Annotated in this window: 17 protein-coding genes; 9 read left to right on the forward strand and 8 right to left on the reverse strand. The window is 46.3% G+C overall.

Annotation, left to right across the window (positions count from 1 at the left end):
- Positions 1-44 precede the first annotated feature (44 nt).
- Both B0I27_RS03430 and B0I27_RS03435 read right to left on the reverse strand, forming a co-directional pair.
- On the reverse strand, positions 45-932 hold the full coding sequence (locus B0I27_RS03430; RefSeq protein ID WP_181276666.1) for a carbohydrate kinase family protein: 888 nt from the start codon (positions 930-932) through the stop codon (positions 45-47).
- Between the two features lie 97 nt (positions 933-1,029).
- Positions 1,030-2,352, reverse strand: coding sequence for an OmpA family protein (locus B0I27_RS03435; protein WP_106291468.1), 1,323 nt, complete (start codon positions 2,350-2,352; stop codon positions 1,030-1,032).
- Between the two features lie 123 nt (positions 2,353-2,475).
- Between B0I27_RS03435 and B0I27_RS03440 the strand changes: the two genes are divergently transcribed.
- From B0I27_RS03440 to B0I27_RS03450, 3 genes are all read left to right on the forward strand, one after another.
- Entirely contained in the window at positions 2,476-3,048 is a 573-nt protein-coding gene (locus B0I27_RS03440) for a pentapeptide repeat-containing protein (protein WP_106291470.1), read from the forward strand.
- A gap of 104 nt (positions 3,049-3,152) precedes the next feature.
- Entirely contained in the window at positions 3,153-5,963 is a 2,811-nt protein-coding gene (locus tag B0I27_RS03445) for a TonB-dependent receptor (RefSeq protein WP_106291472.1), read from the forward strand.
- A gap of 51 nt (positions 5,964-6,014) precedes the next feature.
- Positions 6,015-7,058 (forward strand): phytase, encoded by a 1,044-nt coding sequence (locus B0I27_RS03450; RefSeq protein ID WP_106291474.1) that lies wholly within the window; start codon positions 6,015-6,017, stop codon positions 7,056-7,058.
- 12 nt (positions 7,059-7,070) lie between these two features.
- On the opposite strand, the gene B0I27_RS03455 is transcribed toward B0I27_RS03450, so the two are convergent.
- On the reverse strand, positions 7,071-8,006 hold the full coding sequence (locus B0I27_RS03455; protein ID WP_106291476.1) for an NADP-dependent oxidoreductase: 936 nt from the start codon (positions 8,004-8,006) through the stop codon (positions 7,071-7,073).
- Positions 8,007-8,395: 389 nt separating this feature from the next.
- Between B0I27_RS03455 and B0I27_RS03460 the strand changes: the two genes are divergently transcribed.
- The 4 genes from B0I27_RS03460 (at position 8,396) to B0I27_RS03475 (ending at position 14,507) form a co-directional block, all read left to right on the forward strand.
- Positions 8,396-9,451, forward strand: coding sequence for a hypothetical protein (locus tag B0I27_RS03460; protein WP_106291479.1), 1,056 nt, complete (start codon positions 8,396-8,398; stop codon positions 9,449-9,451).
- A 170-nt stretch (positions 9,452-9,621) separates the two neighbouring features.
- The gene (locus tag B0I27_RS03465; protein ID WP_181276667.1) at positions 9,622-11,973 is read left to right on the forward strand and encodes a TonB-dependent receptor; all 2,352 of its coding nucleotides are present in this window, start codon (positions 9,622-9,624) and stop codon (positions 11,971-11,973) included.
- A 48-nt stretch (positions 11,974-12,021) separates the two neighbouring features.
- The gene (locus B0I27_RS03470; RefSeq protein ID WP_106291483.1) at positions 12,022-13,269 is read left to right on the forward strand and encodes a DUF4374 domain-containing protein; all 1,248 of its coding nucleotides are present in this window, start codon (positions 12,022-12,024) and stop codon (positions 13,267-13,269) included.
- Positions 13,270-13,337: 68 nt separating this feature from the next.
- Entirely contained in the window at positions 13,338-14,507 is a 1,170-nt protein-coding gene (locus B0I27_RS03475) for a PepSY-associated TM helix domain-containing protein (protein WP_219904982.1), read from the forward strand.
- On the opposite strand, the gene B0I27_RS03480 is transcribed toward B0I27_RS03475, so the two are convergent.
- Positions 14,500-14,685, reverse strand: a complete 186-nt coding sequence (locus tag B0I27_RS03480) for a hypothetical protein (RefSeq protein WP_106291485.1) — start codon at positions 14,683-14,685, stop codon at positions 14,500-14,502. The genes B0I27_RS03475 and B0I27_RS03480 overlap by 8 nt on opposite strands.
- A gap of 2 nt (positions 14,686-14,687) precedes the next feature.
- Entirely contained in the window at positions 14,688-15,848 is a 1,161-nt protein-coding gene (locus B0I27_RS03485) for a PepSY-associated TM helix domain-containing protein (RefSeq protein ID WP_106292082.1), read from the reverse strand.
- A gap of 360 nt (positions 15,849-16,208) precedes the next feature.
- Between B0I27_RS03485 and hemW the strand changes: the two genes are divergently transcribed.
- Complete coding sequence (gene hemW, locus B0I27_RS03490; protein ID WP_106291487.1) at positions 16,209-17,351, forward strand: radical SAM family heme chaperone HemW; 1,143 nt, start codon at positions 16,209-16,211, stop codon at positions 17,349-17,351.
- A 56-nt stretch (positions 17,352-17,407) separates the two neighbouring features.
- Positions 17,408-17,839, forward strand: coding sequence for a nuclear transport factor 2 family protein (locus B0I27_RS03495; RefSeq protein WP_106291489.1), 432 nt, complete (start codon positions 17,408-17,410; stop codon positions 17,837-17,839).
- Between the two features lie 9 nt (positions 17,840-17,848).
- Here B0I27_RS03495 and treY read toward each other — a convergent pair whose 3' ends face one another.
- Genes treY through glgX form a run of 3 tightly spaced genes read right to left on the reverse strand, consistent with a single transcriptional unit; the run spans position 17,849 to position 25,904 of the window.
- Positions 17,849-21,922: a malto-oligosyltrehalose synthase gene (gene treY, locus B0I27_RS03500; protein ID WP_106291491.1), complete on the reverse strand. Its 4,074-nt coding sequence runs from the start codon at positions 21,920-21,922 to the stop codon at positions 17,849-17,851.
- A gap of 15 nt (positions 21,923-21,937) precedes the next feature.
- Positions 21,938-23,764: a malto-oligosyltrehalose trehalohydrolase gene (gene treZ, locus B0I27_RS03505; protein WP_106291493.1), complete on the reverse strand. Its 1,827-nt coding sequence runs from the start codon at positions 23,762-23,764 to the stop codon at positions 21,938-21,940.
- Positions 23,765-23,774: 10 nt separating this feature from the next.
- Complete coding sequence (gene glgX, locus B0I27_RS03510; protein WP_106291495.1) at positions 23,775-25,904, reverse strand: glycogen debranching protein GlgX; 2,130 nt, start codon at positions 25,902-25,904, stop codon at positions 23,775-23,777.
- Between the last annotated feature and the right edge of the window lie 87 nt (positions 25,905-25,991).

Raw genomic sequence — 25,991 nt, forward strand, 5'->3', positions numbered from 1 at the left:
GTAAACGCAAAATCTAAGTTAAAATTTTCGTGCCGCTAAGATGTTTATCTAGTGTAAAAATCCACTCCTTCAATGCCTTCCAGCGAGTATTCGGGATTCGCCCCGTGCTTTGAAGCAACAAATGCACCTACAGCGCAAGCGTTATGCAAGATCTTGTCGATCGGCAGCTTTTTCAGAAGACCGTTGATAAAAGTAGCCAGGAAAGAATCGCCCGCACCAACCGTGTCGGCTACCTCCACCTTAAAGCCCTCATGCCGGTATATAGCACCATCATGCAAGACCATAGCACCCTTGTCACCAAGGGTTACACAAATCAGCGGGGTGTCCGTCTCAGCGCTCAACTGATAAACCTGTCCCTCGATATCCGGAGCCGAAATAGGGTATAAGTTCGCCAGATAAGTCAATTCGTCTTCATTAATCTTCAACACATCGGCAGATTCGATGAGCTCCCGCAGTACGGTAGCTGAGTAATGCGGAGCCCTCAAGTTAAGGTCCAGTATACGCTTTTTCGCTAAAGGGAGCAAGGTCAAAAGTGCAGAACGGCTTGCCGTGTTTCTGCAGGCAAGGCTGCCGTAAATGAGAACTTCAGCCTCAGCCGTCGCTTTTTTACCATCCTTTGTTGCTGCTATATCATCCCATGCTACAGGCTCTACAATCGTATAAGTAGCTTGTTGCTTTTCATCAAGTTCCACTTCGACAATACCCGTCGGTAAGGCAGGATGCTTTTGAACAAGATCCGTTGCAAAACCTTGGTTAGCCATTACCTCCAGCAGTTCACGCCCGGCGTTATCATCTCCTACGCTGCTGATCAAGCCACAATTAATACCCTGCTTATGCAGATGCAACGCAACATTCATGGGTGCACCGCCCGCACGCCTCTGATCTTTAAACTTATCCCAAAGGATTTCACCGAAACAAACAGCTTTTAGCATATAGATAGAATAAGTTATAAAACTAAATGTTTGCATGTAAATAAAGAAGGGCATCCCCCACCGGAGACGCCCTTCCAACTAAACATATTACGTTGTCTTAAAATAATGTAAACTCTACACGGCGGTTCTGCTGTCTTCCCTCTTCCGTTTTATTGGAAGCAATAGGCTGATCTTCGCCGTAACCGGTAGCTTCAATACGCGACGCATTCGCTCCGCGGCTTACCAGGAATTGCTTAACAGATTCTGCTCTCGCCTTCGAAAGTTTGGTATTGCTCGCTGCGCTACCTACATCATCGGTATGGCCGGCAAGCTTCAAACTGAAGTTCTTGCTTTTTAGCAAGTCGGCTACACGGGTTAAGCTCGCAAATGAGCTCTCGCGAATAGTAGCCTTCGCAAAGTCGAACTCCAAATTCTTGATAGCCTCGGCAACGACTTTCTTATCCTCTTCCGTGATGTACACTTTTACATCAGGCTTGCGCTCTGGCAGCGGACAGCCTGAACCGTCTACTGCTGTTCCTGCCGGGGTACCCGGACATTTATCGAACAAGTCTACTACGCCATCCTTATCCGTGTCAACAAGTGTTTTGTTGAACTTGTCTTCCAACTGCTGATTTTTTTGTTTCTGCTCATCAAGCTCACTTTTCAGCTGATCATAGCGACCCGAGTAATCACGCTCTATGTCTGAAACGATATTATGAGAGGCCAGTTGCGGCTTACGATTGTCGCCAAGAGCAAACTCCAGACCGGCATGCGCATAAGAATATTTATCGTTTACACCCCTGGTATAACCATCAATGTTGTCTGAATTAACAAATGTCACCTTATACCCCAGATCCAGGTTTACCCCGTCGGTGACTCTGAATTTCACTCCGGCACCAACTGGTATGATCAGTTCAGGGATGTTGTGAGACACGGTAGTTGCGCCAGCAGTGCTGGTATAAGTAGGTCTGTACTCGGCCATACCTGCACCAACGGTAGCATAAGGTTGAATCACGCTTTGTCTTTGTCTGAAATTAATATTCGCAAATGTGAAATTACCACTGATACTGGCCGCCCAATGGAGGTCTGTTGAGAAGGATGCATTAGGCCCGGCCTGGTCCTGGCCGTTCAGGTGACTCGTGTTAGCGGAAAGCTTCCCCCTGAAATAGTCTGCCTGTAATCCAAAAGAAGGGAGAATTTGCTTTTTTACATATGCCCCGTAACCGAACTCAGTTTTCCGTCCTTTATAGTCATCTTGTCCAAAAAAAGAGCCTAAATACATCGCACCGCCATTCACACCTATTGACCATGTGCGGAAAGCCTCCGGTTGAAATGGTTTTACATAGTCAGTTCCCGACTGTGGTTCCTGAGCCATAAGCCCACCAGAGATCAGGAGAGCAGTTAAAATTCCTCCAGATTTAAAAATGTTCACGTTTTTCATCAGATTTAATTCGTTATGTGCATCTTTCTACACACGTTATCAACACGATGTGAAGAACATGGTTTTGATTTCTACTCTTTGCGGCTAATTATTTTACTTTTGACTGAACACTAAAGGGTAGAAATGGAACGAATAGTACACGAGGATAAAACCTTTGAAAAGGTCGTCTATGCAGAAAAGGTAGTAAAGGGGCGTGAGTTCCAAAGCTGCTCCTTTATCAACTGCGACTTCTCGAACAGCGAGTTTTACTACAGTAAATTCATGGACTGCACATTCGAGGGCTGCAACCTGTCTATGATGAAGTTAAGTGAATCTACCTTGAACAACGTCAAATTCAGCAATTCAAAAATTTTGGGAGTAAACTTCAGTGAGTGCCAGGATTTTCTGTTCAGTGTCATGTTCGATTCCTGTATTCTCGACTACAGCTCTTTCCAGGGAAAGAAAATGCTGAAAACGAAGTTTATTAGGACCAGCATGAAGGAGGTCAATTTCAACAAGACTAACCTTTCCGGCTCGCTGTTTGATCAGACGGATCTTTCAGGAGCACTTTTCGAAGCAACCAATCTGAGCAACGCTAATCTGGTTTCGGCCTACGGCTTTGCCATAGATCCTGAATTGAACGTTATCAAGAAAGCCAGCTTCTCGCAGCATGGCCTAGCCGGTCTTCTTGCCCGGTATCAGATCAATATTGTTTAGGAACCATAGAAGTTGCGCTAACAGGCAAGAGCAGTAGCCAAACTTAATAACATCTTCATTTTATACTAACACAAGCGTCCTAATCTTGTGCACAAATATAATTTATGAAGATTTTTGTACGTTTCTCAGTTTTTGTAGCCCTTTCTCTGTGCCTGCCTGATCTGGCTATAGCGCAATCGGGTTTAATTACCGGAAAGGTCACGGATGCAGACCAGAACCTTTCCCTCCCGGGGGCAACCCTAAAGCTGAGCGGTGGCAACCGCTATACCATATCGAACGATCAGGGGAATTTCGAATTTCTAAACGTTCCGGTAGGGACTTACACCGTCAGCGTAACTTACCTCGGTTATAAAACGGGCACTGTAGAAGTAACAGTAGCGGCTGGCCGGGCAGTGAATACGCTAATAAAGATGGAAGATGGCGTCATCGTTGCCTCAGAAGTTGTCATTATGGGCGACAGGCTGAGAGGGCAGGCCAAAGCACTTAACCAGCAGAAAAACAACTCCAATATTACGAACATCGTATCCGCTGATCAAATGGGTCGTTTTCCGGATGCTAATATAGGCGATGCAATCAAACGCGTACCGGGGGTAACCATGCAAAACGATCAGGGCGAAGCGAGGGATATTATCATCCGCGGTCTAGCGCCTGAACTGAACTCCGTGTCGTTAAATGGCGACCGTATACCCTCTGCGGAAGGAGACAACCGCCGCATTCAGATGGACCTTATTCCGTCTGATATGATTCAGACGATCGAAGTCAACAAAACCCTTACCCCGGATATGGACGCCGATGCTATCGGAGGATCAGTAAACCTCATCACCAGAGCCGCACCAAATGGTCTGCGTCTCTCCGGAACCTTATCATCAGGCTATAATCCTATTCGGGAGAAAGCCCTTTATACCGGTTCATTTGTTGCCGGAAATCGCTTTGCCGACGGAAGGCTCGGCGTGGTATTAAGCGGTTCTTATAATGATAACAACTACGGATCTGACGATGTAGAAGCAAAATGGAAAGAAGAAGACGGAAAAGTATTCCTTGAAGAGCAGGAGATTCGTCACTATTTCGTACAACGTATCAGACGAAGCGTTGCACTCGCCTCTGATTTTAAAATAGACGACCGAAACCGGTTGAGCTTCAACGGGATGTATAACTGGAGAGATGACCGGGAAAACCGTTACCGACTGCGCTTCACCGACATCGAGCCGGATGGAGACGGTTACACAGGTACCGTTGAGCGCGAAACAAAAGGAGGTATCGATAACAGCCGCAACAAGAGTGGTCGCCTCGAAGATCAGCGCGTAAAGAACCTCTCCTTCAAAGGCGAGCACCTGATCAGCTCAGCCCTGGATCTCGATTGGACACTGTCTTATTCTGATGCCCGCGAACTGCGTCCAAACGAACGCTATATCATGTTTGATGCAGAAGATCAGGTTATTGGCCTTGATCTTGGCAATCCTGAACGTCCTTTCGCATCGAGTGCTACTACATTATCAGATTTCGGCCTTAATGAAATTACTGAAAACCGGAATTTTACGAAAGAGCGCGAAACAGGCGCTAAAATCAATATGCGGGTCCCATTCAGTATCGTTGACGGTCAGAAGGGTAGACTTCGTTTCGGAGGAAGACTTCGTCTCAAAAACAAGGAGCGTCAAAATAACTTTTTTGAATACTCACCACTGGGATCCAATGAGGATGTTTTCGATAACTTTGGTCAGCTTCCTTCCCGCAACTTCAGCGGAAGCAATTTTCAGCCGGGAGGGCAGTATGTAGCCGGACCGCTTATCCATGCTGATTATCTGGGCGGCCTGGATCTGAGCAATAGCTCTCTGTTTGAGCAAGAAGATAAACCTAAGGAGTACGCTGCCGGAAACTACGATGCCCGTGAGACCATTACTGCCGGATATTTACGATGGGATCAGGATTTTAATACCCGCCTGTCGATGATCCTCGGAGCAAGGCTGGAGCATACCTCCCTTCGCTATACCGGAAATGTGGTAGAAGACGAAGAAGACGTTGTGGGACAGGTTACCAATAAAAATAGCTATCTGAATGTGATGCCTTCGGCAACGTTGAAATACAATGCAAGCGAAAATCTGATCTTTCGCCTAGCGGCAACAACTTCTATCGCCCGGCCTAATTATTTCGATCTTGTGCCTTATTTCGACAACCGAATCGGAGATGAGGAACTGCTTATCGGAAATGAAAGTCTTAAAGCAGCCTATGCCTGGAACTTTGATTTCATGGTCGAAAACTACTTCCGCTCTGTAGGACTTGTATCAGGAGGCGCTTTTTATAAAAACATTCAGGACTTTATCTATCGTTTCAGGGACGGGTCTTATACGGCGGAGAAGTTTGCAGCCGACTTCCCGGAACAGGGAAATCCAATTCCTGCCGGAAAGGAATTTTCGTTAATTCAACCGCGAAACGGTGAATCAGTAAATATATACGGCTTTGAGGTAGCCATTCAACGGCAGCTTGATTTCCTGCCAGGATTCTGGAGAGGCTTCGGTGTTTACGCCAATTATACCTTTACACGTTCCAGTACAGACGGTATCTTCAACGAAGATGGGGAGGAACGTACAGGTGTCAAGTTCCCCGGAACTTCTCCTAACCTGTTCAACTTCTCGCTTTCATATGAAACCAAGCGGTTTAGTTCCCGGCTCTCTGCAAACTACGCAGACTCCTATGTGTTTGAATTAGGCGGCGACAACTTCGAAGACAGCTATTACGACAGCCAGTTCTTCCTCGATGCAAACGCATCCTACAAGATAACGAGTAAGCTGCGACTATTCGGCGAAGCGAATAATCTGACTAATCAGCCGCTTCGCTTCTATCAGGGCATAAAGAGCCGTACCATGCAGGCGGAGTTTTACAGACCACGGTATAATTTCGGGGTTAAGGTTGACCTATAAAAATCTTTTATCGACGTTTTAAAAAAACGAGGCGCTGCCCTCATCCATATCATGACATACAGAATTCTCCCTTTTATCGCCCTTTCCATATTCAGCTCATGCAGCTCGACCCGCTCTATAGCTCCTGACGCCATCAGACCTACCGTTATCACTCAACAGGTAGAATTCGATACCGACGACCCTGCCATTTGGATCAATCCTGCGGATGCCTCTCAAAGTCTGATCGTTGGAACAGACAAAGAGACTAACGGCGGCATTTATGTTTTCGATCTCGAAGGAAAGATCGTCAACAAGGTTACCGGCTTGCAGCGCCCTAATAACATAGATATCGCTTATCGACTTATGGTAGGCGGTAAACCGACCGATGTAGCTGTATTCACTGAACGTGAAACGAACAAAATCCGGATTTTCTCTATGCCGGATCTTAAACCACTTGACAACGGAGGCATAGAGGTGTTTACTGGAGAAACTCAGCGCGATCCGATGGGAGTGGCCCTCTACACGCGGCCTGGTGATAATGCTATTTTCGCAATCGTAGGTCGTAAAATAGGCCCTTCCGGGAGTTACTTATGGCAATATCACCTCAAAGATCAGGGTAACGGCGTTGTAGGAGGGACTGTTGTCAGGAAGTTCGGTGCCTTCAGCGGTAAAAAAGAAATAGAAAGCATCGTTGTAGATAACGAAAACGGATATATCTATTATTCAGACGAAGGAGCCGGAGTACATAAATATTACGCCGATGTGAACAGGGGAAACCGGGAGCTTGCCTTCTTCGGTACTAAAGACTTCAAATCAGACGTCGAAGGGATCTCCATCTATAAAACGAACGATAAAGAAGGGTATATACTGGTGTCGGACCAGCAAGCCAACCGCTTTTCCATCTACAACCGTAGCGGAAGTGCCGGCAACCCCCATCAGCATGTTCGGATCGCCTCCATTCCGTTCTCCACCCTGGAGAGTGATGGGTCAGACGTGACCTCTGTCAATCTGGGTACACGCTTTCCAAAGGGAGTATTTGTCGCGATGAGCAACGGTAAGGTATTTCATTATTACGACTGGCGCCTGATCGAAGATCGGATTAAACAGGGCAAATAATCTGCTATAGCTTTAGATAACCACAACCAGCTTTCCCCGGGTCTTATGCGACTCCATGTCGCTATGGGCCCGGTTTATATCGTCCAGAGAATATACCTTGTCAACCCGAACCCTCAGTTTTCCATCCTGGAGCAGTTCGGCGAAGCTCTCCAGCTGATCCTTAGCGGGGTGCATCATCGGCCATATTAAGTTTACATCTTTCTCCCGTGCAAGAGCAAGCGCTTTCGGGTCATTCTTTGTCGAGGAAGGCAAGCATACAACTGTACCGCCAGACTTCACACAAGATATCGAGCGGTATAATACATCGCCACCCATAGCATCTATCACGGCATCTAAACCGGAAGCCCGTTCTTCAAACTTTTCATTTTTGTAATCAATAGCTTCATCAGCGCCGAGTTCCTTAAGAAAACCGGCATTGGTTTCAGATGCTGTTCCATACACATAGGCGCCAGTCAGCTTGGCAAATTGAACAGCCAGGTGTCCTACTCCACCTGCCGCTGCGTGAATTAATATTCGCTGTCCGGTTTGGAGCTTCAGATGCTCATGTATGGATTGATAAGCGGTGAGTGCCGCAAGAGGAACAGCCGCAGCTTCCTCGAAAGAGAGGTTCGCTGGTTTCTTGACAAAGTAAGAACTTTCGGCTGCCATATACTCGGCATAGGTTCCAGCTCCGAAACTGCAACCAAAAACCGCATCACCGACTTCGAATCCACTTACGTTTTCTCCAACCTGTTCTATCGTTCCGCTGAAATCTTTACCCAATACTGCAGGAAGGTTCAGGTCTTTACAGCTAATGTGCTTGCCTGATCTGATTTTGGTATCTACGGGGTTGATTCCGGCAGCTTTAATGCTAATGACAGCTTGGTCAGGACCGGCGGTCGGTGTTTCTAGTTCTGCGATTTCCAGCTCTTCGGGAGAGCCAAACCGATTGATTATAGCCGCTTTCATAATATAAAGGTAGGCTATAATTCTGTAGAAAAAGATACGGCCGGCTCTGAGCTGAGTCCTGATGTACTCCTGTTAGCGAGGTTAGAAAACAGGCATATCCTAAGGCACCTTCCTTTGTATCGCCAAAGAACGGTTTTATATGCAGGCGATAATAAGCACTCATTCTCCCCTGATAAGTCCGACCTGATGAGCTTAGGTGGGACTATTTACGGGCTTTAAGCTGGTTATATGCACGTCCATATAAGAGAGGATTAAGCTCAGCCTCTTCTCCGCTTGACTGCTTTTGAGGTACCTTATTTTAAAAATAGCATAAAATTTTGTCGATTTTGGCTAAAAAATCGTCGCGGATTCTCTGCCGCACTACCTTGCCCTCCAAAACAAACAACGTCATGGCAAAAGTAGACAAGAAAGGAATCGTACGCGGAACAGCAGGTTCCGTAGTATATCGCGGCTACCGCGAAATGAACATCATCCAGGGGAAACCCCGCAAATTCGAACAGACTAGTGCCAGCATCCGGGCCTCCACGGAGTTCGGTCTCTCCAGTACTACGGCGGCGGTAATCAGGCAGGCCTTCGAGCCGGCTTACGTGCACCGGGACGGCGAGGCGGTAAGCCGCAGCACACAGCTGGTTTACCGGGGTCTTCGCAATAGCTTACGCGGAAGCGTTGGTCAGCGCGACTTGCATGATGCGGACCTGGGAAGCCTCATCGGGATGGACTTCAATATCAAAAGCCGGATGAGCGAAGTATTGCAGGTCAGTCAGCGGGTAGAGCGGGATGAAGAGGGTCGCCTAAGCGTTTTCATGGGAGCTTTGAACGCCAAAACCGACCTGAAGGTGCCGCTAAGCATCAGTAAACCAGTGAGCAAGTACCGCCTCCGTTTCAGCCTGATCGGCTTCAATTTCAGGAAGGAGTACTATGAATATCTGGAAGTGAAAGATGTGGAGTTCCGCTGGCAGGCCAAGCTGGAAGCCCGGGAGATCCGCTTTGAAACCCTGCCGGAACCCGATCAGCTGCTGATGCTCAGCGTATCGTTGCTGGCCTATAGCGAAACCCGGATGGAAGAAGGCTATGTATTGCTCAACAGCAAGGAGTTCAGTCCCTGTTCGATAATCGCTGCTTTCCACGCGGAAGAACCGGGAGAATACCCAGCGGGTCCTGTAAATATGAAACTCAATGAGGCACAGCAAGTAAGAGGAGCATCCATTAATAACATGTGTTACGAGGGTAACCGGCTGCTGCGGGATCAGGAACGAAGGAAAGGAAGATTGCCGGAGAAGACGAGCGTCCAAACAACGCGGGTCGAAACAACGGCGCCGAAGACGACTATGAAAACGGCCACACCAATTTCGGCAAATTCGGCCAGCAAGCAACAAGCGAATAGGAAAGGCGCTAAAGCGCATTTCCAGCCAGGGAAGCGTGTCTCGTTTTCTTCCAGGCCCTAGAACATGCTTTTGGCCGGTCTGTGTATGTGTGACACAAAACTTTTACAATGTTTATCATTTTAGATTGATTCTAAATAAAAATAATAACTTTGCGTTCTCAAATCGATCTAATGTCAGCAGGAGACGCAAAAATTTATGTAATAAGGCTTTTTTTAGTCGTTATTTTAACTTTGAGCATTCATTCTATTAATGCTCAAAGCATATCTTCCTCTATATCCGGACTTGTTCATGATAAAAGCGGACAAGCTGTTAATCAGGCCAGTATTATTCTAAGAGGTACACCTTATGCCGGAAGTTCCGACGATGCGGGGCGTTTCAAAGTCAATGTGCCGGCAGGCACTTATTCGCTTATTGTTTCCAGGGTTGGTTTTTTAGAGCAGACAGTTCAGGTTAAGGTCGATCAAGATCAGCATCTGGTGTTAAACACCTTGAAATTAGCCAGTCTGAGTGATCTGAAAGAGGTTGAGGTTAGAGGCAAAACCGAAAACAGGCTTCGGAAAGAGCAAGCTTTTAATGTGAATGTAATCGATTTGAAGGAGTTGTATAACACATCCGGAGATCTGAACCAGGTTCTGACCAGAACTTCAGGCGTCAGGGTTCGGGAAGATGGCGGATTGGGTTCGAACTTCACGTTTTCCCTAAACGGATTCTCTGGTCGGCAGGTGAAGTTCTTCCTGGATGGTATCCCCATGGATAACTTTGGCTCTTCGCTGACCCTTAATAATTTCCCGGTTAACATGGCCGAGAGGATCGAGATTTATAAGGGAGTGCTGCCTGTGGAGCTTGGTGCTGATGCACTTGGGGGAGCGGTCAATCTGATCACTCGCAGCAATCCAAACTATCTGGACGCGTCTTATGGTTTCGGATCTTTCAATACGCATAAGGCATCGGTGAACCATGCTTACACCAACCCAAAAAGCGGACTTACGCTGAAGACTAACGTTTTTTACAATTTTTCAGACAATAACTACAAGGTAAAGGTAGAGCCGATTGCTTTGTCTGGAGACAATGCCGGGCAACGACTGCCTAAGCAGGAGGTGGAACGTTTTCATGACGGCTATGAATCGGCTACTATTCAGTTTGAAGGCGGGGTAACGGGTAAGAAATATGCCGACAGGCTTCTTGTGGGATTAATCGCTTCGGGCAATGATAAAGATATCCAAACCGGTGTCATCATGGATCAGGTTTTCGGTGCGCGGACTTCCAATTCTTCGGCTCTGATCCCGACGTTGAAATATAAGAAGTCAGATTTATTTGCTAAAGGCCTTGATCTAAGTCTGTACACGGCCTATAATATGTCTACGAATCGGTTCATCGATACAACCCGGTTGAAATATAACTGGCTACAGGAGATGGTCCCGACAAGCACCGCAGAGCTGAACAGGACCCAGCTAAAGAACAAAGACAATGAAGGCTTGGTGACGGCTAACCTGGCGTACAGACTTTCAAACCTGAATGCGCTGGCATTTAACTATGTACTGACTGATTTCAGAAGAAAGTCGTCTGATGTAGAGAATCCGGACAATGTTACTTTTAAGTACCCGCAGAAGTTGAATAAACATGTGATGGGTCTGGCCTGGCAGCACAAGTCTAATTTATTTAGCGCGAGCCTGTTTTCTAAGCTGTATTTGCTGAATGCCGAGTCGTTTGAGCAAGTGCAAAACGGAACAGCCCTACCAACGTATGCCCCAACTTCTATGAAGACTAGTAATGTAGGATATGGTGCTGCAGCCGCTTATTTCATTTTGCCACAGTTGCAGGCGAAGGCCTCGTATGAGCACACCTACCGGTTGCCTGAAGCGGTGGAATTGCTGGGAGATGGTTTATACGTCAGGAGAAATTCGGCTTTGAAACCAGAAAGCAGTGATAATATTAATGTCGGCGCTTTGTACTCGTTTGATGCAACTGAAAACCATGGTTTTGGGCTGGAGTTGAACTATTTGTTCAGAAACGCGAAGGACTATATTCGTATTGATCAGAGACAAGCCCAGCCTGTGGATAGACAATATATCAATATGGGGGATGTTGTGACTCATGGAGTGGAGGGAGAGCTTCGTTATAATTGGAAGGATAGGTTAAGGGCCAGTGTTAATCTTACTTATCAGGATATCGTAGATAAGGAGGAGTTTTTAACCAGTACCAATCTGACAGGAACGACTACATCCCCAAATTTAGGATACGGATACCGAATTCCTAACATTCCATACCTATTCGGAAATGCAGATATCGGTTACATTTTTGATAAAGTTGGAGCAGTTGGAAATTCATTAAGTCTGAATTATTCACTCAATTTTGTTGAGAAGTACCATTTCACTCCGAGTCAGCTTGGTAACAATAATCAGGATGTCATACCGGCTCAGTTCGCTCATAACGTAGCGGCGAATTACGTGCTTAATAATGGGAAGTATAATATATCCCTTGAGTGCCGGAATCTGGCAGATAATGATCTATTTGATAATTACAAATTGCAGAAACCGGGGAGGTCAGTTTTCTTAAAGCTCAGATATTTTATTTCAAAATAGTTCATCGAAATAAGTCATCAAACAATCATTCAAATAATTAATAAAAATATGTTAGTCAGACAAATATTTAAAGCATGCCTTCTTGCTGTTGTGGCATTTGCGGCGGTATCATGTAGCAAGGATGGAGATACGGATAACAATCCTGATGTGGGTGATAAGGTATATGCTATTGGCATAGGCGTTACGGTTGGATCCGAAACGACGAACTATGTCGTGCAGACAAGCGATTTGATGAATGGAAAGATTTCGCCACTTGGTAACGGACTTTTACAGGAAGGATATCGTGATTATGCTTTTGCAGGAGGTGTTTTCTATAGTATCGGTGGGCTAGGCGTAGTAAACGTTGATGCTATTACCCTTGATGCGGAGAGCAAGCTGACCGCGAAGAAGGGTTTGACACTTGAATTACCAAACAGCCAGTTGGTAGATGTCGACGGAAAAGGTAAAACACTGGTAGGTGTATCCTTGCCTGCTTCACCCACTGAGGGATTGAATGCGAAGTTCTACACGTTGGATATTGCCTCCAATACTGTAGCAAATAAAAAAGATGTGCCTATGAACAGTATTCATCCGAGTGCTGAGGACTGGCTGTTTCATACTGGAATGCAGGTGGTGGGTTCACAACTATTTCAGACCTTTTATCCGGTAGATTACGGAACCTATAACACAAAGAATACGGATAAGAACTACCTGGCTGTCTACAGCTATCCGGGTTTTGAGCTTCAGAAGGTGATTACTGATCCCCGGACTGGTCCCTCTGGCGCGTTTAATACCATGTCTGGTCTCTTCAAAACAGAATCAGGTGATTTATATGCCGTATCAACCTCCAGCATATATAATGGCTATAGTCAGGCAACCAAGCCTGCCGGTATCCTGAAGATTGCAAATGGAACAAGTGAATTTGATGCGAACTATTTCTTTAATACCGATGCTGCTCCCAACGGTGGAAAAATTGCGCATGCCATCTATATCGGTGGAAATAAATTATTTGCTGCCATTACAACGGTTCCTCCATCTAAACCTGTGGTTGCAGCCGAAAAGTGGAGTGATGCTAATCTGACGCTTGCTATTGTAGATCTATCAGCTAAAACCATCACTCGTGTAGCGAATGCTCCGGTATACAAAGGAGATGGCGGCAGAAGCTTTGCCGCTCTGCTTGATAATGGAAAAGTTTATTCGGCGATCGGTGTAAATGGTGTAGTGAACATCTATGAGACCGACATCGCAACAGCTACAGCTAAAAAAGGTGCCGTGATTGAAGGAACATTCATGGGTGGTATCGCCAGGTTGAAATAATTAAACGAACGAGAGAAGTCCAATGCAGCTGCGGCGTATTGGACTTTTTCGTGCCTATCCTTTTGACTATGGTAAGAATAACGTCTTCAAAGCTGCTGAAAAAGAAAAGGTCATTGTTTTACAGGATCTCAGCATGGCTGCATCTGTGGCTGGGACTGGTGACGGGTATCGTAGTGATAATAGTCAGCATCACAGGTGCTATCCTGACTTTTGAAGAGGAGCTGAGATACCTGTTTCAGCCGTATCAGCACGCTGAGTCGCAGGGACGAGATTTTTTACCCCCATCAGTTCTTGCAGAGTCTGTTAAGAAAGAATTTCAGGTTCCGGGCGTGTCGGCGGTGATCTATCGTGGGGAAGGCAGAACGGCGGTTGTTCCCTGGTATGGCGACAGAAAATACCTTTTGGTAAACTTTGTTGATCCTTACACCGGAAAGCCTGTACACAGTCAGAAGCTGGATGACGATTTCTACAGGATCATGATCATCGGGCATTATCAGCTCTGGTTACCCAGAAAGATCGGAAAACCAGTTGTAGCCTATTCGACTCTGATCTTTGTTATCACGCTGATCACGGGAATGGTACTGTGGTGGCCCAAGAAATGGACCAAACGGAGTCGGGATCAGAGCTTCCTGATACGGGTAAGGTCTTCTTTTAAAAGGCTGAATTACGACCTTCATAATGTGCTTGGCTTTTACTCGCTGTTAGTAGCATTGATTCTTGCTCTGACAGGAATGGTGTATGGCATGGAATGGTTTAGTGATGCCGTCTATTGGACCGCTTCAGGTGGAAAGAAGTTTGAATACACGCGTGTGATGTCTGATACGACATTGACACAGGTGAGTGATCATGCAGAGGATGATGTCTTGTTTTCGAGATTGAAGAAAACCGGTGTCGATCTTGATTACGAACACATAACGATCGGCTATCCCTTCGGGAAAGCGGGGACATGGAGCGTAAGCGTAAATCCTAAGCCGGGAACGCGATATCTGGAAACGAGAGATCAATTCGAGCAACATTCGCTGAAGTTATTGGACAAGGAGGTTCCTTACTCAGAAGCGAATGGGGGAGAGCAGCTTCGCCGTATCAACTACGATCTCCATGTGGGATCAATCGGAGGATTGACTACGAAGATAATTGCGTTTTTAGTTTGCGTGATTTCTGCAAGCTTGCCCATTACCGGCTTGATCGTTTGGCTCGGGAAGAAGAAGAAATCAAGAAAAAAGGCGGGACTTACCTAAAGAACTTTACGCCATGCTTTATCATGGTGTAGAGCGGGTAGCTAAGGCTGATCCAGGAGATATAATGCCATATTCCGGTTCCCAGAATAGCCGCTATTAGACCTGCTAAGGTTGTGAAGGCGATCAGGACCGGCATTCCCCACAGTTTAAGCGCTACATTCTTTGTTTCGTCTGGCATATCTATTTTATCAGGTTGGCAGCTTCGAGGTTTGTTAAGATTCTGTTAAGTTGCTGTTCTTTCGATTTCCGCCTTGCAACCCAGAGATAAAGGCCGGAGATAAGCACAATGATTGTGGCCAGATCAAACAAGGCCCATAATACCTTCATGGGCATGCCGCCATAGTCACCGAAGTGAAAAGGCTGGGAGATGTAGACCGTTTTCAAGTACCAGGGTAAATCGCGTATGTCGGTGAGTTCATTTGTTTGTGCGTCTATCAGTGCCGGTTTGATAATTCTCGAGGTGAGTGGCGTGTTTCCTTTTACATAAACCGCATAGTGATAATTACTCGAATAAAGCGTTCCGGGAAAAGCAATGAAATTTACTTCCATATCCGGCTCAGCTTCGCGGGTTTTGTCGATGGCTATTTGCAGAGGTCCAAGCTCTGCTTCTTTTACGCGGGGCTTGTCTTTATATTCTGAGACCATCTCAGCCAGCTGTCCGGCTCTCCACACCTCCACAGCCGGATCTGCCAGGGTATTGATTATTCCGGTGATGCACACGACAAATGCCCATGCCAGAGACACAATTCCAACTACGTTGTGCAGATCGAGCCACCGTAGCCGGCTTGATTTCTCGGTTCTGATCATGCCGAAGTCGTAGCGTTTCATTATAGGTCCATAGAGTACTACCCCCGAAATGAGGGAGGCTATGAACAGAATACCCATAAATCCCAAAAATAACATCCCCGGCAGACCGGCCATGAGGTCAACATGCAGATGATACATGATGTCCATAAAATCCATTTCATTTGCCGGGGTTTGGAGGACTTTAGCCGTGCGGCTGTCCATCGTCAGATAGCTGTTCGAAGCTTCAGGAGCACTGGATGAATCGGCAAGAGTAAAGAACATTTTTCCGGGCTCTTTATCTTCATCCCAATAAATATACTTCATCTCTTTTCCGGGAAGATGATTTTTTGCATTATTAATGACGTTGTCTATAGGTGCTTTTGGGGCATTGGCTGGCAGAGCGGGAGCATCAGCATCGTCGCCCATCCAGTGATGGATTTCATCAGTAAATATCAGGGGCAGGCCGGTAAGACAGAGCAGCAATAAGAAAGCGGTACAGATGAGGCTGGTCCATTTGTGGACATAGAACCAAGACTTTATTGTATTTGCTTTCATGTTGATTGCTATCAGAGGTTGTGTGCTCGGGGCCTCCAGGCATTGAGTAAGTACCTGAGTTTGCAAATGTATTATTTAAATTAATTCTAAACAAATGGGTCGGTGAAGAAGTCTTATGTCCATTTTTGGCCGTAAAATGGACACGTGGCGAAATATGTCCATTTTTTTGATGTATTATCGTGTCGTGTTCATTGGGTTTAAAGTTGTTTTAGGTCCTTTAGGAAAGGTTTGGAAAATGTCTGAACAAAAAATAGTAGACATTTTTAGACGAACTTTTAGACATTTGTTAAACATTTGAGAAGGAAGCGCACAACCCATAGACGGTGTAGTCGTGACCACCAATTTTTTTAGAAAAGCATTATGGCCGGCATTTATTTTCACATCCCTTTCTGTAAGCAAGCTTGCCATTACTGCGACTTTCATTTTTCCACGTCTGCGAAATACAAAGACGAGATCCTGCAATCTATGCTGAAAGAGCTGGAGCTGCAAAAGGATTACCTTGGAACAGAGACGATAGAAACCATCTATTTCGGTGGGGGAACACCTTCTGTTATCGATCCTTCAGAGATACAGCGGTTTATCGATCAGGTGGCTAAGCAGCATCATGTTTCTACTGATGCCGAGGTAACGCTGGAAGCTAACCCGGATGACTTGAGTCCGCAACGGGTTAAGGAGCTCCGGCAGACCAATATCAACCGTTTCAGTGTTGGCATTCAGTCCTTTTTTGAGGAGGATCTGCGTTGGATGAACAGGGCTCATAATGCCCAGGAAGCCGATGCGGCTATCAAGCGTGTGCAGGATGCCGGCTTTGAGAATATTACCGCTGATTTGATCTACGGCTACCCGCTGCTTAGTGATGAGAAATGGAAGACCAACCTGGCGAAGATCCACGAACTGAACATTCCGCATGTTTCGGCGTATTCCATGACTGTGGAAACAAGGACGGCTTTGGCTCATTTTATAGCGAAAGGGAAGCAGCCGGAGATGAACGATTCTCAAAGTGCGGATCAGTTCACTTATATGATCGGACAGCTTAGGGAATGGGGATATGAACACTACGAGACGTCTAACTTTGCAAAACCCGGACATTATTCGCGGCACAATACCAATTACTGGAAAGGGGTATCTTATCTCGGGATTGGACCTTCAGCACATTCCTTTAATGGAGAAACGAGGAAATGGAATATTGCAAATAATGCAAAGTACCTGGAAGCGTTGTTGGTGGACAGAGTTCCCGCAGAGATTGAAGTTTTGACTCCCGAAGACAGGGTAAATGAATATATCATGACCTCCTTGCGTACGATGTGGGGAATGGATATGACGCGGGTCGATCGGGAGTTCGGATCGGGATACAGTGCCGAGATTGAAAAAAATGCGGCGGAGTTTTTTGACAAGGGCTGGCTGGAGAAAAAGGACGGGGATACGGTAGTGCTGACAGATGCCGGCAAGCTTTTTAGCGATCATATCGCTTCAGAGCTGTTCATTGATCATGAAAGCAAATAATTAGCTGCTTTTTTGCGTTTAATCCTTAGTTTAGCAACGACCTATTATTATTCAGAATGAAGAGAATTATTTATTTTCTTGCGATCCTGATGTTTGCGAACATCACGGTGTATGCACAATCAAAGAGCGAAAAGCAAGTAGCTGCTGCTGTGGAGTTTTTAAAGAAAGCGATGATAGATGGTTCAAGAGAATCACTCGAAGCGATAGCGGGAGAGAAACTATCATACGGCCATTCGGGTGGTAAAGTTGAGAATAAAGCGGAATTTGTAGAAGCGATTGCCAGCGGTAAATCGGACTTTGTATCAATAGATCTGAAGGACCAGACGATTCAGGTTTCCGGAAAGACAGCGATTGTTCGTCATACGCTTACGGGCAAGACGAACGACAAAGGTGTACCCGGAAATGTCAACATACATATCCTTACGGTTTGGCAGAAAACTGGCGGAAAATGGGTAATGATCGCACGTCAGGCGGTAAAAAGAGCTTAAAAGGAAGGGCTAGGCCCTTCCAAATTTTATCGTCCATTTTTTCAGCTTATCGATATGCGAACTGCTTAGTTCGCCCGGTAACAATCGCCAGTTCCAGTTTCCTTCGACGGTGGCTGGTTTATTCATTCTCGCTTCAGAATCCAAACCTATAATATCCTGAACGGGTAAGATGACTGTTTGTGCTACGCTGGAAAACGCTAAGCGCGCCAACTCCTGGTGTACATTTTTGGATGTGACCTTTCTTCCAAGATATCCCTTCAGATTTTTTTTAGTTGCGTCATCAGCATCATCGTTGAACCAGCCTGTTGTGGTGTTATTGTCGTGCGTTCCTGTATAGACAAAGAAGTTTTTCTCGTATAAGTGAGGGATATTAAGCGATTCGGGCATATCATCACCGAACGCAAACTGCAGAACTTTCATGCCCGGCAGGTCAAAAGTATCTCTGAGATCATACACCGGTTGGTCGATGTCTCCGAGATCTTCTGCAACAAAGCGTTGTTTCCCTAAAATGCGTTCGACTGTTTCGAAGAAGTGTTTACCGGGTCCTGGTTTCCACTCGCCGTTTCGCGCAGTTTCTTCATTTGCCGGAACTTCCCAATAGGACGCAAACGCTCTGAAGTGGTCAAATCTGACTATATCAAATAGCTCGATGTTTTTACGGATTCGATCGATCCACCACTTGTATTCTTGTTTCTTTAGTTCTTCCCAACGGAAGACAGGCATTCCCCACAACTGTCCATCTGCATTGAAGTAGTCTGGAGGAACACCGGCTACACCGGTCATTTCTCCGGATTCATCCAGCGAAAATATGTCGCGTTGCGCCCAGACGTCTGCTGAGTCATAGCTGATATAGAAAGGCATATCGCCGAAAAGTCTGATGTTCAGCTCGTTGCAATAGGCCTTCAATGAATGCCATTGCTTGCTGAAGATAAATTGGACCCACTTTACCTCTTGTAAGCTAGCTTCTCTTGATTCAGCGAAGTTCCTTAATGTTGTATCGTCGCGCAGTCTGTATTCTTCCGGCCATTTATACCAGGGAAGGTTTTCGAACTCTTTTTTAAGCGTTGTGTATAAGGCAAAGTCATGGAGCCATTCTTCTTCCTTCTCGCAGAATGAATCGAAGTCGGCTGTATTTAGTCCCTCATGTGTAAAGCGAATAAATGCCTTGTGCAGAAGACTCTTTTTCAGTTTTTGAACGGCCGGAAAATCTACTTTGTTTTTACTCTTAAGCCCTTTGGACTGGAGATCATCATCGTCCAGCAATCCTTCTTTCGCCAGGAGATCGGGACTAATAAGAAGCGGATTTCCTGCCATGCTGGAGCAGGAGCTGTATGGTGAATGCATACTGGCTTCTTCAGTAGGATTCAGGGGTAGAATTTGCCAATACTTCTGCTTCGCATCGGCCAGAAGATTGGCGAATTTGTAAGCTTCTCCTCCAAAATCACCTATCCCGTAGCTGGAAGGCAGAGAACTGATGTGTAGTAAAACTCCGGCAGACCTCGGATTCGCTTTTTTAATGAGTTTGATGACCGCCAATGGTACCGTTTGAAATATATCGCTGATCATGACCTCTCCCTTGGTTAGACCACTGGTATTGCGGAACGGGTCTTGCCATTCGGCAGGAGCAGAGGGAGGCAGGAGTAGGCGGGTTTTACGCCAGTCTATATTGACTGCTTCGCATGCCTGCTCTTCACAAACTTCTGCGATGTGCAGGGGTACGGCTGTGATAACCCATTCGTCTTTATGTCTGCGGGCAAAGGCAAGAATATTATTCTTGTATTTGCCTTTAACAGTCAGAGGTATGTAGGCTCCTTTCTCAAATAGCTCCTGACTGCCGGTTCTAAGCTGCAATAATTCATGTGTTAACCAAAGCTTAATCTCCGCAGAATAACGTTTATTCCATAATTCTCCGATTTTTTCAGTTCCGATTTTTGAAATCTCTTCCAGGATATCGGCTCTTCTGCTGAAATCAACTGGCCGACGGTTGTCGGGATCAACCAGGCTCAGATCCCAAAGCTCGCAACCCTGATAGATATCAGGTACGCCGGGACAAGTAAACTTCAGAATTAGCTGTGACAGTGAGTTGATGATTCCAAGGTCCGCTACTTCGGTATGGAACTTCTTAAAGCTTTTCCAGAACTCACCATTCTGATCCAGCAGGGCAAGTGCGAAGGAGCGAGTGGCTTCTTCATATTGTTCGTTCGGTTCAGACCAGCTCGTTTGCACTTTTGCTTCCCGAAGTGCTTTGCTGAGATACTCCTGAAGTCGGTTTGGAAAATTGTCCGGATCCTGTCCGGGCATAGGATAGGCACCCAGAATCGTCTGATATATCAGGTATTCATCGTTTGTTTCAGGCCTTGATGTTACTTTAAGAGCATCATTTATTTTCATCCATTTGTCGACCTTCTTGATCCAACGGTCGGGAATATCCGTCAGGACGTTTAATCGCGCCCTTACGTCTTCACCTCTCTTGGTGTCATGCGTCGAGCTGCCGTTTATAGAGAGGGGCCATTGCGATTGTCGCTCGCGCATTGCCTTGTGGAAATCTTCTGTCGGGATGCCGAAAGCGCCGGGATAATCACCTACTTCATTATGTCCGATAAATCGGTTATAGGTATACATTAGCGTGTCTTCTACTCCTTTTGCCATAAGAGGCCCTGTAAATTGCATGCAGCGCTGATAGAAGTAAAGGGCGCGTTCATTATATTCCTGATCCTGTGTTATCTCGCTGCAGAAGATCTTTTCCAGCACCGAGGCAGCATCAGCTAACTGTGGTTTTTTGTGCCGGATCGTCTTGAGAACACTTTTCAACTCCTTTACCTCTGCTTCCATTAGTGGCATGGTGTTCCCATAGTAGCGGTATACAGGGGTATATATGAGAAAGTAGGCGATGGCGGATTTAAAATCGTGTTTATCTATCTCGTTTGAAGGCAGAAGTTCCGAGTTGATAAATAGCCGGTAAAGATTTTCAAGCTCGCCTGCCATGTGCTGGAAAAGAATAGCCGCCTTTTTTTCATGTACCTGATCTGCTACCGGCTCGGAGTGAACACTAATTTTCTGATAAAAGGCATCGAATTTCTTTTCATTCTGAGACTGAGTGAAGACGTTATTCAACAGCCCCAGAAAGTCGTACCCGGAGTTACCCTGCAAGGACCAGTCTGCGGGAATGGCTTCGCCTTCTTCGAGAATTTTCTCGGCGACGATATAGGTTTCCGGTCCGGTAAGTTTTCTTAAGCGCTCTATGTAGGTTCCAGGATCGAACAAGCCATCTATATGGTCAATACGCAGTCCTTGAAAGATCTTTTCCTGACATAGCTTGCTGATGTATTCGTGGTATTTATTGAAGACGGCTTCATCCTGGATATTGAGGCAAATGAGTCCGTTAACGGTAAAAAACCTCCGGAAGTTGATCCGGTTATCCGTTTCCCGCCAGTCGCAAAGTTCATAGTATTGCTGGTCTATGATGTTTTGCAAGAGCTCGGAGTTATTGTTGATGTGTTCTACTCTTGCATGAATGGAATCATCTTCGGCGTCGGTGACGTTCTCACCATTGAAAATTAAAGAGTAGGAGGCCGAATTGACCGGGTAAATGGCGTCGTAATAATTCAGAACAAATTTCTCATCCCTATATTCCAGGGCGATCTCCCGGTTCTCGAGGACTTTGGAGATTGGCGCACCCAGAAAGGGGACCATTATTTTACCCTTATAAAAATCGCTGCTAAAGCTTGAGTCAAAAAAAGCAGCGTATTCTGAGTCCGTCCCTTTCTCCAAAAGATCCATCAGCCAGGGATTACGATGGTCGAAAGCCATGTGGTTTGGTACGATATCCTGCAACCACTGGATATTACTTTCGCGAAGCTCAGCGGTGATTCTGCGCAGATCTTCTTCTGTCCCGATTTCAGGGTTAATGAGATGTGGGTTTAATCCGTCATACCCATGTGTGCTCCCGGGTGTTGACTCGAACACGGGGGAGGCATAAATGGTATTGACTCCAAGTTTCTTCAGGTAGGGAATAATTTGCTCGAATTGTTCAAAGCTAAACTCCTTTTGAAACTGGATGCGATAGGTAGATATAGGGTTCATAGATGCTTTCAAAGTTTAGTCGATGATCAGGATGGATTGAGCGGGAAGTGAAATTTCGGCTTCCGTAGCGAAGTTTCCAGGTACTTCAGCTTTTCCGTTCCACTGTTTGTCGCCGGAGAAGAGCAGGGTTTTCCATGATTTCTCCAGGTTTGGTAAGCTGGTTAGACGGCTGACGGCTGAAAAGTTCATCAGACAGACCAGGTGTTTGTCATCCTGCCAGCGATGAATGGTTAGCGTGTTTTGTTCCTCATGGAACTTCACACTCAGGTTTCCTCTATCTAACCGTTTTAGAACAGGGTGCTGTTTTCTCAGCGCTATTAGGGCCTTATAATACCGAAACATGGTTTGATGCTCAGCGTCGTTCAGCAGGTTCCATTGCAGACGGGAATTTTCGAACGTGTCGGTAGACATAGGGTCGGGGGCTTCCCCCTCTGCATGGAAGTCTGCGAACTCGGCTTTGCGTCCTTTTCGCACGGCATCTGCTAATTGTGGATCGGTATGGCTTACAAAATAAAGGAAAGGGTTGGTCTCACTCCACTCTTCTCCCATGAACAACATAGGAATATAGGGTGCTGTGAGGACGGCCCCTGCCAAGAGTTTTTGCATTTCAAAATTGTGAATCTGACTCGTCCTTTCTCCCAGCATCCGGTTTCCTGTCTGGTCGTGATTCTGAGAAAAGACGATGAACTGATTGCCGGGATTATCTTCTGCTTTTAATCCAAAGAATTTCTTCCGGTGTGGGGAGTACTGGCCGTCATAAACATAGGCGTCCTGATAGGACTTGGCAAGGTGGGAGATTCCTTTGAAGTCTGAATAATATCCGGTTGCGGGCTCACCTGCTGTGGTACGAAGCGCGTGGTGAAACTCGTCTATCCATTGTGCATCCATGCCGAAACCTTGTTTCGCCAAGGGGTTGATGAACTTCGGATCGTTAAGATCTACTTCGGCAATGAGATAGTGCTGTTTGCCTGTCTGTGTTGACAGACGGTCGGTTTCTATCTTTATTTGTCTCAGAAGATGAACCGGACTAAGGTCTTTTATGGCATGTACAGCGTCAAGACGGAGGGCATCGATATGGAAGTCTTTAAACCACATCAGGGCATTCTGAATAAAATACGTTCTGACTGCATCGGAATGTGCATCATCAAAATTCAGAGCGTCTCCCCAGGGAGTGCTGTATTTGCCGGTGAAGTAGTGGCCGAAATCATTGAGGTAATTACCTTCAGGCCCCGTGTGGTTGTACACGACATCCAGAATGACGGCGATGCCTTTTCCGTGGCAAGCGTCCACTAATTGCTGCAAGCCATGTGGCCCTCCGTAGGAATTTTGGACAGCATAGGGGCTCACGCCATCGTAACCCCAGTTTCGCTCGCCTGGGAATTGGGCTACAGGCATGATTTCTATTGCGGTGATGCCCAGATCAATGAGGTGATCCAGCTTCTTCGCTATTCCTTCAAATGTCCCTTCAGGTGAAAATGTTCCGGTGTGGAGCTCATATATGATATAGTCGTCGAGCACCGGAGTTTTCCAGTCCTGGTCTGTCCATTTGAAACTATTCAGATCGATGGCTTCTGATATACCATGTACGCCTTCCGGTTGAGAGAGGGACGCGGGGTCTGGCCGTTCCGTTTCTTTATCCAGAACAACCTGATAGCGGTCTCCTTTTTTTAACTGGTTGGTTTGAATAGTCCAGTGTCCGAAGTCATCCTGTGTTAGAGGCAGCCTCAGGTTTTTCTCCGGTATGTTGATTTCTGCAAATTTAGCTTTTGGAGCCCACACTGTAAATTCAGCCAATCCGTCTTCGTTAAGTCTAAGTCCTGGTCTCTTTTCAAATAGCTTCATTCTCTATTCGTTAGTTCTTCGTTTTTTTTAACAATACAATACTTCGGCTTTCTACAACAATGGACTGAGCAGCTGCAAAGTGTTCACCTTTTTCTTCTACGAAATTTTCGTGAGTGTCAAGCATTTTTACCCATTCCTTCCCATAGCGTTCTCCCGGCAGCACAAAATTGAGCGGTTCGTAGTGGGCATTGAAGATGATGTAGAAGCTGTCGTCAATGATTTGTTCTCCTTTGGGACCTTTGGAGCGGATTGCATTTCCGTTCAGGAACACTCCCAGCGACTTGGCAAAATCGTGATTCCAGTTCTCGTCAGGCATTTCTTGTCCTTCCGGCACGAACCAGGCGATATCCTCCAGGCCGATGCCTTTTATTGGTTGGCCTGTAAACCAGCGTCTGCGGCGAAACACCGGATGTTTCTTTCTAAGGTGAATGACTTTACGGGTAAAGTTGAGGAGATCCAGGTCAGCTTCGGGCCAATTTAACCATGATACCTCGTTGTCCTGGCAATACGCATTGTTATTTCCTCCCTGAGTCCGGCTGATTTCGTCTCCCGCCACGAGCATAGGTACGCCTTGTGAAAGGAACAACGAGGTAAGGAAGTTACGTTTTTGCTTCTCCCGTAAGCTATTTATTGTTTCGTCGGACGTAGGTCCTTCGACTCCACAATTCCACGATCTGTTATGGCTATCTCCATCATTGTTGTCTTCTCCGTTATCTTCATTATGTTTCTCGTTGTAAGAAACAAGGTCGTTGAGCGTAAAGCCATCGTGTGCTGTAATGAAGTTGATACTGGCGGTTGGTCGCCTGTAGTCATCCTTGTAAAGGTCGGAACTGCCGGTAAACCTTTCGGCAAATTCACCCAGCATACTGTCTGCGCCTCTCCAGTAGTCGCGCAGGCAGTCGCGATATTTACCGTTCCATTCCGCCCATCCCGGAGGAAACTTTCCTACCTGGTATCCGCCTTCGCCGATATCCCATGGTTCAGCTATTAATTTTACTTGTGAAATAATTGGATCCTGATGGATGATATCGAAAAAGGATCCGAGACGGTCGACCTCGTGAAGCTCCCGGGCGAGGGTTGAAGCAAGGTCAAAACGGAATCCGTCGACACGCATTTCGGTTATCCAGTAGCGAAGACTGTCCATGATCAGTCTCAGCACGCCTGGGAGCCTTGCATTCAGGGTATTGCCGGTTCCGGTGTAGTCTTTATAGTAACGGTTGTTTTCTTCAGATAGTCGGTAATATGAGGCATTGTCGATTCCCTTAAAGGAAAGGGTAGGACCAAGCTGGTTACCCTCTGCAGTATGATTGTAGACCACATCGAGGATGACCTCGATACCTGCCTGATGGAGGTTCTTGACCATTTGCTTGAATTCTGTTACCTGCTCGCCGTTAACACCTGAGCCGCTGTACCTGACGTCGGGCGCGAAAAAACCTATGGAGTTGTATCCCCAGTAGTTACTTAGGCCCTTATCAACGAGGTAGGAATCCATAACAAAGTGGTGTACAGGCATGAGTTCTATGGCGGTAATGCCTAAGTCATGAAGGTACTGAATGGCTACCGGGTGGCCGATGGCTGCATAGGTACCGCGGATCTCTTCGGGTATATCGGGATGCAGTTTGGTGAAACCTTTGACATGTGCTTCGTAAATAACCGTTTTGTGATAGGGTGTGCCTGGCCGCCTGTCGCCTTCCCAGTCAAAACTTGGGTCGATGACGACAGATTTGGGGATATACGGCGCGCTGTCGAGAGTACTGAAGCTCAGGTCAGCGTCAGGATGACCGAGTTCATATCCGAAAAGTGCGTCGTGCCATTGAATAGCGCCGGCGACAGCTTTAGCATAGGGGTCGATCAGAAGCTTGTTAGGATTGAAGCGATGTCCATTTTCAGGATCATAAGGGCCGTGGACACGGTAGCCGTAAAGCTGGCCGGGTTTGAGATCGGGCACATAAACGTGCCATACATGATGTGAGCGTTCCCTGACTTCTATCCTTATATCTTCAGCCTGATTATCATTTGATTTAAACAGGCACAGTTCAACTCCTTCAGCATTTTCTGCGTACAGTGCGAAATTAACTCCGTTGCCGTCCCAGGTTGCGCCCAGAGGATACGGAGATCCGGGGTATACGTTTAAGTTCATAGGACTAAAAAGGTGGATAGGTAATAAATGTTTGGAAAAAAATGGTAATACGCAGAAAATGAGAAATACGCGGGAGAATTATCTCAT

It is taken from the genome of Arcticibacter pallidicorallinus (assembly GCF_003002875.1).
Lineage (GTDB): Bacteria > Bacteroidota > Bacteroidia > Sphingobacteriales > Sphingobacteriaceae > Arcticibacter > Arcticibacter pallidicorallinus.